Annotated in this window: 10 protein-coding genes; all 10 read left to right on the top strand. The window is 70.3% G+C overall.

All coding sequences use genetic code 11. The features are described from left to right. The first annotated feature begins 6 nt into the window (after nucleotides 1–6). Nucleotides 7–360, top strand: coding sequence for a DUF4233 domain-containing protein (locus A3Q37_RS28415; RefSeq protein ID WP_065488677.1), 354 nt, complete (start codon nucleotides 7–9; stop codon nucleotides 358–360). Nucleotides 361–519: 159 nt separating this feature from the next. Beyond that, nucleotides 520–933: a nucleoside-diphosphate kinase gene (gene ndk / locus A3Q37_RS28410; protein WP_006124409.1), complete on the top strand. Its 414-nt coding sequence runs from the start codon at nucleotides 520–522 to the stop codon at nucleotides 931–933. Between the two features lie 288 nt (nucleotides 934–1,221). Continuing rightward, a complete protein-coding gene (locus tag A3Q37_RS28405; protein ID WP_065488674.1) occupies nucleotides 1,222–2,241 on the top strand; it encodes a rod shape-determining protein in 1,020 nt (339 codons plus the stop codon). Between the two features lie 183 nt (nucleotides 2,242–2,424). Beyond that, nucleotides 2,425–3,483: a rod shape-determining protein MreC gene (mreC, locus tag A3Q37_RS28400; protein ID WP_065488670.1), complete on the top strand. Its 1,059-nt coding sequence runs from the start codon at nucleotides 2,425–2,427 to the stop codon at nucleotides 3,481–3,483. A 5-nt stretch (nucleotides 3,484–3,488) separates the two neighbouring features. Further along, nucleotides 3,489–4,154 carry a rod shape-determining protein MreD gene (gene mreD / locus A3Q37_RS28395; protein ID WP_065488667.1) on the top strand — a complete coding sequence of 222 codons (666 nt, stop codon included), beginning with the start codon at nucleotides 3,489–3,491 and terminating at the stop codon, nucleotides 4,152–4,154. Nucleotides 4,155–4,215: 61 nt separating this feature from the next. Then, nucleotides 4,216–6,438 (top strand): penicillin-binding protein 2, encoded by a 2,223-nt coding sequence (gene mrdA, locus A3Q37_RS28390; RefSeq protein ID WP_065488663.1) that lies wholly within the window; start codon nucleotides 4,216–4,218, stop codon nucleotides 6,436–6,438. Next, nucleotides 6,438–7,631 (top strand): rod shape-determining protein RodA, encoded by a 1,194-nt coding sequence (gene rodA / locus A3Q37_RS28385; RefSeq protein ID WP_065488658.1) that lies wholly within the window; start codon nucleotides 6,438–6,440, stop codon nucleotides 7,629–7,631. Before mrdA ends, rodA begins: the two co-directional genes overlap by 1 nt. A gap of 30 nt (nucleotides 7,632–7,661) precedes the next feature. Continuing rightward, nucleotides 7,662–9,191 (top strand): CYTH and CHAD domain-containing protein, encoded by a 1,530-nt coding sequence (locus tag A3Q37_RS28380; protein WP_065488656.1) that lies wholly within the window; start codon nucleotides 7,662–7,664, stop codon nucleotides 9,189–9,191. A gap of 49 nt (nucleotides 9,192–9,240) precedes the next feature. Beyond that, nucleotides 9,241–11,169, top strand: coding sequence for a TIGR03960 family B12-binding radical SAM protein (locus tag A3Q37_RS28375; protein ID WP_065488654.1), 1,929 nt, complete (start codon nucleotides 9,241–9,243; stop codon nucleotides 11,167–11,169). Between the two features lie 68 nt (nucleotides 11,170–11,237). Then, nucleotides 11,238–12,247 (top strand): hypothetical protein (locus A3Q37_RS28370; RefSeq protein ID WP_065488652.1); only part of this gene is annotated, 1,010 nt, incomplete at its 3' end.

Genomic DNA, 12,247 nt, shown 5'->3' with positions numbered 1-12,247 from the left:
AGCGGGATGCGGACGCTCTGCGCCTCGACGCTGATCGGTGAGTTCTTCGTGATCGGCTTCGCCGGTCTGGTCGCGATGAAGCTGGACGACGCCTCCATGACCGTGGTCTGGACGGTGTGCGGCATCGGCATGGCCCTGTCGGTGCTGCTGTGCGGAATGATCACCCGGCCCGGCGGCGTCCAGCTCGGCTGGGCGCTCCAGGTCGCGCTGGTCCTCAGCGGTTTCGTGGTCCCGATGATGTTCATCCTGGGACTGGCCTTCGGCGGGCTGTGGTGGGCCTCCATCCACTACGGCCGCAAGATCGACGAGGCCAAGGCCCGCTGGGCCGCCCAGCAGGAAGCCGAAGAGGCCACGGCCTGAGCATCCCCGGTGGCGTCCGACACGCCCGCCTTCGTCCCGGGTTCCGGCGGATTCGGGGCCCGAAGGTGACCCAGGGTGAACCCGGGCGTGGATCCGTTCCCGTACCCCTGTAATCTCGCCTCACCGCACCCGTATGCCTGGCCTTGCAAGGAGCCGTACATGACTCAGCGCACTCTCGTCCTGCTCAAGCCCGACGCGGTCCGCCGTGGCCTGATCGGCGAGATCGTCGGCCGCATCGAGCGCAAGGCGAACTGGCGGATCACCGCCCTGGAGCTGCGCACCCTGGACCACGAGACGCTGGAGCAGCACTACGGGGAGCACAAGGGCCGCCCGTTCTACGAGCCGCTCATGGAGTTCATGGCCTCCGGCCCCGTCGTCGCCCTGGTGGCCGAGGGCGAGCGCGTCATCGAGGGCGTCCGCGCCCTGGCTGGCCCCACCGACCCGATCGCCGCCGCGCCCGGGTCCATCCGTGGTGACTTCGGCACGATCACCCGGGAGAACCTCATCCACGCCTCGGACTCGGAGGAGTCCGCGGAGCGAGAACTGAAGCTTTTCTTTCCGGGACTTTCCTGACCCGATCGGCCAAACAGCGCTGTGAGCGAGGGGCGACCGAAGTAATTCGGTCGCCCCTCGGCATAGGGTTTGGGATCGCGGGAACGCATCCCTCCGACGTAACGTCACCTTGGGTAGAACGGCCACCCGTTCCGCTCACAATGGCGAAGGACCCTCGCGCTGTGTCCGTGCATACGGCACTACGATGGAAGCTTCCACGCCCGCAGCGCCAACCTCGCCTACCAGAACAAGCCATCTCCGCTACCTGGGAAGGCCCGACGCATCCTCATGGGGAACAAGGGGAACTCAATGTCGTTCATCGGCCGTGACATGGCTATCGACCTCGGGACTGCCAACACGCTGGTGTACGTCAGGGGGCGCGGCATCGTTCTGAACGAGCCGTCCGTCGTGGCCATCAACACCAACACCGGCGGAATTCTGGCGGTCGGCGCCGAGGCCAAGAAGATGATCGGGCGCACGCCGGGCAACATCGTTGCCGTGCGCCCGCTGAAGGACGGCGTGATCGCCGACTTCGAGATCACCGAGCGGATGCTCCGCTACTTCATTCTCAAGATCCACAAGCGTCGCTATCTGGCCCGCCCCCGGGTCGTGGTCTGCGTGCCCTCCGGTATCACCGGGGTCGAGCGCCGCGCCGTCATCGAGGCGTCCACGCAGGCCGGCGCGCGCCAGGTGCACATCATCGAGGAGCCCATGGCCGCGGCCATCGGCTCCGGTCTGCCGGTCCACGAGGCCACCGGCAACATGGTCGTGGACATCGGCGGCGGCACCACCGAGGTCGCCGTGATCTCGCTCGGCGGAATCGTCACTGCCCAGTCGATCCGGACCGCCGGTGACGAACTGGACAACGCGATCATCCAGCACATCAAGAAGGAGTACTCGCTCCTCCTCGGTGAGCGGACCGCCGAACAGATCAAGATCACCATCGGTTCGGCGTACGACCTGGACAAGGACGAGCACACCGAGATCCGCGGCCGCGACCTGGTCTCCGGGCTGCCCAAGACGGTCGTCATCTCGGCCGCCGAGGTCCGCAAGGCCATCGAGGAACCGGTCAACGCGATCGTCGACGCCGTGAAGACGACGCTCGACAAGTGCCCGCCCGAGCTGTCCGGCGACGTCATGGACCGCGGCATCGTCCTCACCGGCGGCGGCGCGCTGCTGCGCGGTCTGGACGAACGGCTGCGCCACGAGACGGGCATGCCGATCCATATCGCCGAGGACCCGCTGGACTCGGTGGCGCTCGGCTCCGGCAAGTGCGTCGAGGAGTTCGAGGCGCTCCAGCAGGTGCTGGACGCCCAGCCCCGTCGTTAGCCACAGCGCGGTTTCCGCGGGACACACCCGATCCGGCGAGCGGACGCACCCGCTCCGGTCGCCGGATCGTTGATATAGATCGTTGCTGTACACGTACTGGAGCGGGGACACCTCCGACCGGTACCCCGTACGGAGACGTACACAGGCACGAAGTTTCCGACGAGGAAGGCACGGCCGCCGCACGTGAGGGACACACGAGAGAGCCGGCTGCTCCTGGTGCTCTTGATCGCCATCGCATTCGCCCTGATCACGGTGGATATCCGAGGCGGCGAGGGGTCACCGGTCGACGGAGCGCGGCAGGCCGCGGCCACCGTCTTCGGGCCGGTCGAGAACGGCGTCGCGGCGGCGGTCGACCCGGTGGGCAACGCCATAGGCGCGGTCAGGGACTCCGGCAACCGGCACGACCGGATCTCCACCCTGGAGAAGGAGAACGCGGCGCTGAAGGCCAGGCTCGGCAGCGACGACCGCACCAACAGCCGGGTCCGCCAGCTCGACGCCATGCTGAAGAACGCGGGCGCCGGACAGTACGGCATCAAGGGCGCCGAGGTCATCGCCATAGGAGCGGCCCAGGGCTTCTCCTGGACGGTCACCATCGACGCCGGGGCGAACGACGGCATCCGCCGCGACATGACCGTCCTCAACGGGGAAGGGCTGGTCGGCCGGGTCACCACCGTCGGCCCGAGCACCTCGACGGTCCTCCTCGCCAACGACCCCGACTTCACCGTCGGCACCCGGATGGAGAAGACCGACGAGCTCGGCTTCGCCACCGGCCAGGGCTCGCGCCCGCTGTCGGTGCAGTTCCTCAACGGCAAGGCCAAGGTGAAGGCCGGCGACCGGCTGGTCACCTTCGGCTCCAGCAAGGACAAGCCCTTCGTGCCCGGCGTCCCGGTCGGCGAGGTCGTCCGCGTCGACCCCTCCGGCGGCGCGCTGACCCGGACGGTCTATGTGAAGCCGTACGTCGGGTTCACCAAGCTCGACATCGTCGGCGTCGTCGTCCAGGCCCCCCGCCAGGACCCGCGCGACACGGTCCTGCCCAAGCGGCCCGCCAAGTCGAAGCCCAAGCCGACCCCCACGGTCACCGTCACGGTCCAGCCCAACGGCGATCTGGTGGACGGCTCCGGCAAGGTCGTCGGCAACATCAACGAGCAGCCGGGCGGCGGCGACGCCGGCGACGCGGCAGGCAACCAGCAGGGCAACGCCCAGCAACCCGACAACGCGGCCGACGACCAGGGGCAGGGCTGATCCCCATGCGCATCAACCGGACTCTGCTCTCCACGGCCCTGGTCGTGGTCGCCCTGGTCATCCAGGTCTCCGTCCTCGCCCGTCTCCAGCTCCCCGGCGCCGTCCCGGACCTGCTGCTCCTCACCGTCCTCGGACTCGCCTTCGTGTACGGGCCGGTCAGCGGCTCCCTCATCGGCTTCGGCGCGGGCCTCCTCGCCGACCTCGCGCCGCCCGCCGACCACGCCGCCGGACGCTATGCCCTGGTGCTCTGCGTCATCGGCTACCTCGCGGGCCTGGTCCGGCCGGAGAACGGGCAGCTGAAGTCGGCCTTCGCCCCGATGGCCGTGGTCGTCGCCGCCGCGATCGGCTCGACCCTCCTGTACGCGGGCGTCGGCGCGCTCGTCGGCGACACCGCCGCCCGCCATGTGGGCCTGGGCAGCCTCCTGTTCACGGCCGCGGTCTACGACCTGCTGCTGGCGCCCTTCACGGTGCCGCTCATCATGGCGCTCGCCAGACGTACCGAGAACGACCCGATCGCCGAGGCCTCCTCCGGCTCCAACGACGTCGCCGCCGGCTGGCTCGCCTCGGGCACCGGCCTGCGGATCGGCAACCAGCGCGGCGGCCTGCGGGCCAAGGCGGCCCGCAACCGGGCCGCCCGCGCGGGCCGGATCAAGGGGGTCAAGCGCCTGTGAGGCGGTATTTCCCGGGGGACGACCCCCGTACCCCCAGCTCGACCACCACCGGGGGCGCCCCGTGAGCAACATCCCCGAGACCGGACGGACCCAGCGGGTCCAGATCCGGCTCATCGTCATCCAGGTCCTCGTCTTCTCGCTGCTGCTCACCCTCGGCGGACGCCTCTGGTACCTCCAGATCCGCAACGGCGAGGAGTACACCACCAAGGCGGCGGGCAACGGCGTCCAGCAGGTCGTCCAGCCCGCCGTGCGCGGCTCGATCCTCGACGCCCGCGGTGTACCGCTCGCCGACAACGAGACCCGCCTCGTCGTCTCCGCCAGCCGCACCGAGCTGCTGAAGATGAAGGACGACGGCGTCGGGGTCCTCACCCGCCTCGCGGACGTCCTCGACATGAAGCCGCAGGACGTGCGCGACAAGGTCCGCCTCTGCGACTCCAAGACCCCCCAGCCCTGCTGGAACGGCTCGCCCTACCAGCCGATCCCGGTCACCGACGAGGCCACCACCCAGCAGGCCCTCCAGATCCGTGAGCGCGCCGAGGACTTCCCCGGCATCACCGCCGAACCCACCGCCGTACGCCGCTACGCCGCACCCGGCAAGGCGAAGACCGCGCAGGTGCTCGGCTATCTCTCGCCCGTCACCGACGACGAGATCCAGAAGGCGCTGGACGGCCCGTCGCCCTACCTGCGCTCCGACCAGGTCGGCCGGTCGGGGATCGAGCGCACCTACGACAAGGAGCTGCGCGGCAAGGCGGGCGTCACCCGCTACGAGGTCGACAACCTCGGCCGCGTCATGGGCGAGGCGGAGAGCGACCCGGCGGTGGCCGGCTCCACCCTCGTCACCAGCCTCGACGCCCGCGTCCAGGCGGTCGCCGAGTACGAACTCGCCGCCGCGATGAAGCAGGTACGGGGCGAGACCGACAAGATCACCGGCCGGAAGTACGAGGCCGACTCCGGTGCCGTCGTCGTCATGGAGTCGAAGACCGGCCGCGTCGTGGCGATGGCCTCCCAGCCCGACTACGACCCCAACGCCTGGGTCGGCGGCATCTCCGGCAAGGAGTACGCCAAGCTCACCAGCAAGAAGTCCAACTACCCGCTGCTCAACCGGGCCATCCAGGGCCAGGCCCCGGCCGGCTCGATCTTCAAGGTCGTCTCGGCGAGCGCCGCCGTGCGCGGCGGCCACGCCTTCAACGACCGCTACGAGTGCAGCAGCTCCTACAGCCTGGGCAACCAGACCTTCGCGAACTTCGAGTCCCAGGGCCACGGCCCCATCACCCTCGGCGACGCGCTCAAGTACTCCTGCAACACCGTCTTCTACCGCCTCGGCCACGAGGAGTGGGTGAAGGACGGCGGCATAAAGCCCAAGAAGGACGCCAAGAACTGGTTCTACACGACCGCCCGCGACTTCGGCCTCGGCGCCGAGACCGGCATCGACCTGCCCAACGAGGTCAAGGGCCGCATCCCGGACCGCAAGTGGAAGCAGGACTTCTGGGAGGCCAACAAGGACGCCTGGTGCAAGGAGGGCAAGAAGGGCGGCACCTACGTCCAGCAGATCGCGTACGAGAGCTGCCTCGAAGGCAACCAGCTCAAGGCCTACGACAGCATCAACTACTCGATCGGCCAGGGCGACGTCCTCGTCACGCCCATCCAGATGGCGACCGCCTACGCCGCCATCAGCAACGGCGGCACCCTCCACGAGCCCACCGTCGGCAAGGCCGTGATCAGCCCGGACGGCAAGACCGTCCAGGAGATCAAGCCCAAGGTCAGCGGGAAGCTCCCGGTCAACGCCCAGACCATCAAGGACCTCGACAAGGGGCTGCGCTCGGTGGTCGAGCCCGGCGGCACCGCCGCCTGGCGGTTCGGCGGCTGGCCGCAGGACAAGATCCCGATGCGCGCCAAGACCGGCACCGCCCAGGTGTACGGCAAGCAGACCACCGGCTGGTTCGCGACCTACACCGACGACTACACCATCGTCATGACGATCTCCCAGGGCGGCACCGGCTCCGGCGCCGCCGGACCCGCCGTCCGCAAGATCTACGACGCGCTCTACGGCCTCGACGGCGAGGGCAACCAGGACCTGAAGCGGGCCCTGCTGCCCAAGCCCCAGAAGGCGCTGCCGAAGATCCAGCCCGACGGCTCGATCAACGCGCCGAAGATCAAGCCCTACGACCCCACTCCGGCCACGCCCGAGGAGCAGCCGGGAGGACAGGAACCCCAGTTGCCCCTGCCGCCCGGAGGCCAGCCCGGACTCACCGGATCACCCGCGTCCACGGGGAGGCAGCCGTAATGGCAGGTGGATTCTCCGTCTCCCGGTACGGCCCCGACGAGGGCTCCTGGGCCAAGCTGACGGCCCGCGACTCCCTCGTACGGCGGCTGGACTGGCCGCTGCTCGGGGCCGCGCTCGCGCTCTCGTCCCTCGGCTCGCTGCTCGTGTGGTCCGCGACCCGCAACCGCGACCACCTCACCCAGGGCGACCCGTACTTCTTCCTGCTGCGGCACGCCCTCAACACCGGCATCGGCCTCGCCCTGATGATCGGCACGATCTGGCTCGGCCACCGCACCCTGCGCGGAGCCGTCCCGGTCCTCTACGGCATCTCGGTGCTGCTGGTCCTCGCGGTCCTCACCCCGCTCGGCACCACCGTCAACGGCGCCCACGCCTGGATCAAGCTGCCCGCGGGCTTCTCGATCCAGCCCTCCGAGTTCACCAAGATCACCATCATTCTCGTGATGGCGATGCTGCTGGCCTCCCGCGTCGACGCGGGCGACCAGGCCCACCCCGACCACCGGACCGTCGCCAAGGCGCTGGGTCTCGCGGCGGTCCCGATGGCCATCGTCATGCTGATGCCGGACCTCGGCTCGGTGATGGTCATGGCCGTCATCGTCCTCGGCGTCCTGCTGGCCTCCGGCGCCTCCAACCGCTGGGTCTTCGGCCTCATCGGAGCGGGCGCGGGCGGCGCCGTCGCCATCTGGCAGCTCGGCCTGCTCGACGACTACCAGATCGCCCGGTTCGCCGCCTTCGCCAACCCCGCGCTCGACCCGGCGGGCGTCGGCTACAACACCAACCAGGCCCGCATCGCGATCGGCTCCGGCGGACTCACCGGCACCGGCCTCTTCCAGGGCACCCAGACCACCGGCCAGTTCGTGCCCGAGCAGCAGACCGACTTCGTCTTCACCGTCGCCGGCGAGGAGCTGGGCTTCCTCGGCGCGGGGCTGATCATCCTGCTCCTGGGCGTCGTCCTGTGGCGCGCCTGCCGCATCGCCCGCGAGACCACCGAGCTGTACGGCACGGTCGTCGCCGCCGGGATCATCGCCTGGTTCGCCTTCCAGTCCTTCGAGAACATCGGCATGACGCTCGGCATCATGCCGGTCGCCGGACTGCCGCTGCCCTTCGTCTCCTACGGAGGGTCCTCGATGTTCGCCGTCTGGGTGGCGATCGGACTGCTCCAGTCGATCCGGGTGCAACGGCCCATGTCCGCCTGAACCCGGGCGCTCGCGGGTAGGTGTCCGTACATGGCGGACACCAAACGCGAGATCGAGCGGAAGTACGAAGCCACCGAAGACACCCGGCTGCCCGACCTGACGCGGGCGGCCGGGGTCGGCCGGGTCGCCCCGCGCGGCCGGACCGAGCTCGACGCCGTCTACTGGGACACCGCCGACCTCCGCCTCGCCGCCGACTCCCTCACACTGCGCCGCAGGACCGGCGGGGCCGACGAGGGCTGGCACCTGAAGTTTCCCGTCGCCGCCGGTATCCGGGACGAGCTGCACGAACCGCTCTCCGACGACCTGCCGCGCCCGCTCGCCGCCCTCCTGCGCTCCCGGGTCCGCCACGCCGAGATCGCCCCCGTCGTCCGGCTGCGCTCCGCACGGGACGTACACCACCTGCTGGCCGCCGACGGCGCCCTCCTCGCCGAGGTCAGCGTCGACCGGGTGCACGCCGAACGGCTCGCGGGGGAGGGGAGCGGTACGACCGCCGCCTGGACCGAGATCGAGGTCGAGCTGGCCGACGACGGCGACCCGGCCGTCCTGGACGCCGTGGAGAAACGGCTGCGCAAGGCCGGGATACGCCCCGCCGTATCCTCCTCCAAGCTCGCCCGGGCGCTGGCGGAGACGAACCTGAACCGCGACGACACTGGACGCCCGAAGTCCACGACGTACAACGCGGGCGACCACGTCCTCGCCTACGTACGCAAGCAGATCCGGGCGATCGTCGACCTCGACCCCGCCGTCCGCCGCGACCTTCCCGACTCCGTGCACAAGATGCGTGTCGCCACCCGCCGGCTGCGCAGCACCTTCAAGACCCACCGCAGGATCCTCGACCGCGAGGTCACCGACCCCCTCGGCGCGGAGCTCAAGTGGCTCGCCGCCGAACTGGGTCTCGACCGCGACCAGGAGGTCCTGGACGAGCGCATCGGCTCCCGTGTCGAGGCCCTGCCCGCCGCCCTGGCCCTCGGCCCGGTGCGCGGCCGGCTCCGCGCCTGGTCGGCCGCCCGCCGCACCGGATCGCGCCGCAGGATCATCGACGTACTCGACGGGAAGCGGTATCTGGACCTCCTGGACGCACTCGACGCCCTGAGCACCGACCCGCCCCTGCGCCCCGCCGCCCGCAAGGCACCGGAGAAGGCCCTGCCCCGGGCGCTGCTCAAGGACTACGGGAAGCTCGCGCGCCGCATGGACCACGCCCTGGAGCACCCGCCGGGCCCCGAGCGCGACACCGCGATGCACGAGGCCCGCAAGGCCGCCAAGCGCGCCCGGTACGCGGGCGAGTCGGCCCGCCCCGCGCTCGGCAGGCCCGCCAAGCGGTTCGCCGAAAGGATGAAGGCCGTGCAGACCGTCCTCGGCGACCACCAGGACAGCGTCGTCGCCCGCGAGGCCCTGCGGACCCTCGCGATCGAGTCGCACGCGGCGGGGGAGACCGCGTTCACCTGGGGACTTCTGTACGGGCGGGAGGAGGCCGCCGCCGAGGCCCGGGAGCGCGAGCTGCCCGGGGTCTGGGCGTGCGCCTCCGACCCGGTGCTGCGGGCGGATCTGAAGCACCGGTGACCGGGGTACGCTGGATGGTCACCCCTGCCGGCTCACGAAGGTTCGCGAGATGTCTGCCGCATCGGTCTTCCCACAGCTCGAAGCTCTGCTCCCGCATGTGCAGAAGCCCATCCAGTACGTCGGCGGTGAGCTGAACTCCACGGTCAAGGACTGGGACAGCTGTGACGTCCGCTGGACCCTGATGTACCCCGACGCCTACGAGGTCGGGCTCCCCAACCAGGGCGTCATGATCCTCTACGAGGTACTGAACGAGCGCGAGGGCGTCCTCGCCGAGCGCACGTACAGCGTCTGGCCGGACCTCGAAGAGCTGATGCGCGAGCACGACGTGCCGCAGTTCACCGTGGACAGCCACCGCCCCGTCGGCGCGTTCGACGTCTTCGGGCTCAGCTTCTCCACCGAGCTCGGCTACACGAACATGCTCACCGCCCTGGACCTGGCGGGCATCCCGCTGGAGTCCGAGGACCGCACGGTGGACCACCCGATCGTCGTCGCGGGCGGCCACGCCGCGTTCAACCCCGAGCCGATCGCGGACTTCATCGACTGCGCGGTCATCGGCGACGGCGAGCAGGCCGTCCTGGAGATCACCGACATCATCCGCGCCTGGAAGGCCGAGGGCCGCCCCGGCGGCCGCGACGAGGTGCTCTTCCGGCTCTCCAAGACCGGTGGCGTCTACGTCCCGCGCTTCTACGACGTCGAGTACCTCCCCGACGGCCGCATCGGCCGCGTCGTGCCCAACCGGTCCGGCGTGCCGTGGCGGGTCTCCAAGCACACGGTGATGGACCTCGACGAGTGGCCCTACCCCAAGCAGCCCCTCGTCCCGCTCGCGGAGACCGTGCACGAGCGGATGTCCGTGGAGATCTTCCGCGGCTGCACCCGCGGCTGCCGTTTCTGCCAGGCCGGCATGATCACGCGCCCCGTGCGGGAGCGAAGCATCACCGGCATCGGCGAAATGGTCGACAAGGGTCTCAAGGCGACCGGCTTCGAGGAGGTCGGCCTCCTCTCGCTCTCCTCCGCCGACCACAGCGAGATCGGTGACATCGCCAAGGGGCTCGCCGACCGCTACACCGACGACAAGATCGGCCTCTCGCTGCCCTCCACCCGCGTCGACGCGTTCAACGTGGACCTGGCCAACGAGCTGACCCGCAACGGGCGCCGCTCCGGTCTCACCTTCGCCCCCGAGGGCGGCTCCGAGCGGATGCGCAAGGTCATCAACAAGATGGTCTCGGAGGAGGACCTGATCCGGACCGTCGCCACCGCGTACGGCAACGGCTGGCGCCAGGTGAAGCTGTACTTCATGTGCGGCCTGCCCACCGAGACCGACGAGGACGTCCTCCAGATCGGCGACATGGCGGTCAACGTCATCGCCAAGGGCCGCGAGGTCTCCGGCCAGAACGACATCCGCTGCACGGTCTCCATCGGCGGGTTCGTGCCCAAGCCGCACACCCCCTTCCAGTGGGCCCCGCAGCTCAGCGCCGAGGAGACCGACGCCCGGCTGAAGAAGCTCCGCGACAAGATCCGCGGCGACAAGAAGTACGGCCGCTCCATCGGCTTCCGCTACCACGACGGCAAGCCCGGTGTGGTCGAGGGCCTGCTCTCGCGCGGCGACCGCCGCGTCGGCTCCGTCATCCGCGCGGTCTACGAGTCCGGCGGCCGCTTCGACGGCTGGCGCGAGCACTTCAGCTACGACCTCTGGATGAACTGCGCCGAGAAGACGCTCCCCGAGTTCGGTGTGGACGTCGCCTGGTACACGACCCGTGAGCGCACCTACGAGGAGGTCCTGCCCTGGGACCACCTCGACTCCGGTCTGGACAAGGACTGGCTCTGGGAGGACTGGCAGGACGCGCTCGACGAGACCGAGGTCGAGGACTGCCGCTGGACGCCCTGCTTCGACTGCGGCGTCTGCCCGCAGCTCGACCTGGACATCCAGATCGGCCCCACCGGCAAGAAGCTGCTGCCGCTGAGCGTCGTGAACAAGTAGCGCGTTTCCGAACGATCATCAGGCCCGGTCCGGCAACCCCGGACCGGGCCTGACGCGTCCTCGAAGACATGGACTACGGCAAGCACCAGGCGCCCCAGGGATACGAGCCCGGCGAAGGGATCCTGACCGCCCTGATCAGGATCCCGGTCCGGATCGTCGTCCTGGTGCTCGTCCTGCCCGCCCGTATGGTCTGGGACGCGCTCACCGCGCTCTGGCACGCCGCCGACCGCGTCCTGCTGCGCCCGCTGGGCCGGGCCCTCCTGTGGCTCCTGGACACCCTCGTCCTGACCCCGCTGACCTGGCTGTTCACCTGGGTCGTCGCCCCGCTCGGCAAGGCCGCCGCCTGGCTGGCCGTCGCCCTGCTCATCTGGCCCTGGATCGGGCTGTGGCGGTACGTGATCGTCCCCGTCGCCCGTTACGGGATCGCCGCGCCGGCCGTCTGGCTGTACGGATCCGTCCTCACCCCGCTGGGCCACGGCCTGCGGTGGACCGGCACCGCCCTGCTCCTCCCGGCGCTGTACGGCCTCGGCAACGGCATCGGGTGGCTGATCACCGTGCTGCTGATCGTGCCGCTGGAGTTCCTGTGGCGGTACGTGATCGTCCCGGTGGTCCGTTACGGCCTGGTCGTCCCGGTGGTGTGGCTGTACGCCAACGTGCTCACGCCGGTCGGCCTCGGCACGGCCTGGGTCCTGGGCCAGCTGTGGCAGGGCACCGCCTGGGTTCTGGCTCAGATCTGGCGGGGGATCGCGGCCACCGGACGCGGTCTCGGCCTCGCGGCCGCCTGGCTGGTGATGACGCTGCTGGTCGCGCCCCTCGGCTGGACGTACCGCCGGATCCTCACCCCGGTCGGCCGCGAGATCGCCGCCGCGTTCGAGGTCGCCTGGCGGATCGCCGGGTACATCTCCCGGGCCGTCGGCCGGGCCCTCGCCTGGCTCGCGTGGCACCTGATCGGCGCACCGGTCTCGTGGGCGTACCGCACGGTGTGCACCCCCGTCGGCCACTTCCTGCGCGACGCGGTCTGGGCCCCGGCCCGGCGCGCCGCCGCCGAGGCGGGCCGGGCCGCCCGCGCGGCCCTCGC

Source organism: Streptomyces sp. PTY087I2 (assembly GCF_001687325.1).
Lineage (GTDB): Bacteria > Actinomycetota > Actinomycetes > Streptomycetales > Streptomycetaceae > Streptomyces.
This window is presented reverse-complemented; position numbering and strand designations above follow the sequence as displayed.

What these genes read in the sequence shown, in the direction of transcription:
- A3Q37_RS28415 (WP_065488677.1), top strand. Translation starts at nt 7, where the DNA reads ATGCGGACGCTCTGCGCCTCGACGCTGATCGGTGAGTTCTTCGTGATC.
- ndk (WP_006124409.1), top strand. Translation starts at nt 520, where the DNA reads ATGACTCAGCGCACTCTCGTCCTGCTCAAGCCCGACGCGGTCCGCCGT.
- A3Q37_RS28405 (WP_065488674.1), top strand. Translation starts at nt 1,222, where the DNA reads ATGTCGTTCATCGGCCGTGACATGGCTATCGACCTCGGGACTGCCAAC.
- mreD (WP_065488667.1), top strand. Translation starts at nt 3,489, where the DNA reads ATGCGCATCAACCGGACTCTGCTCTCCACGGCCCTGGTCGTGGTCGCC.
- rodA (WP_065488658.1), top strand. Translation starts at nt 6,438, where the DNA reads ATGGCAGGTGGATTCTCCGTCTCCCGGTACGGCCCCGACGAGGGCTCC.
- A3Q37_RS28380 (WP_065488656.1), top strand. Translation starts at nt 7,662, where the DNA reads ATGGCGGACACCAAACGCGAGATCGAGCGGAAGTACGAAGCCACCGAA.
- A3Q37_RS28375 (WP_065488654.1), top strand. Translation starts at nt 9,241, where the DNA reads ATGTCTGCCGCATCGGTCTTCCCACAGCTCGAAGCTCTGCTCCCGCAT.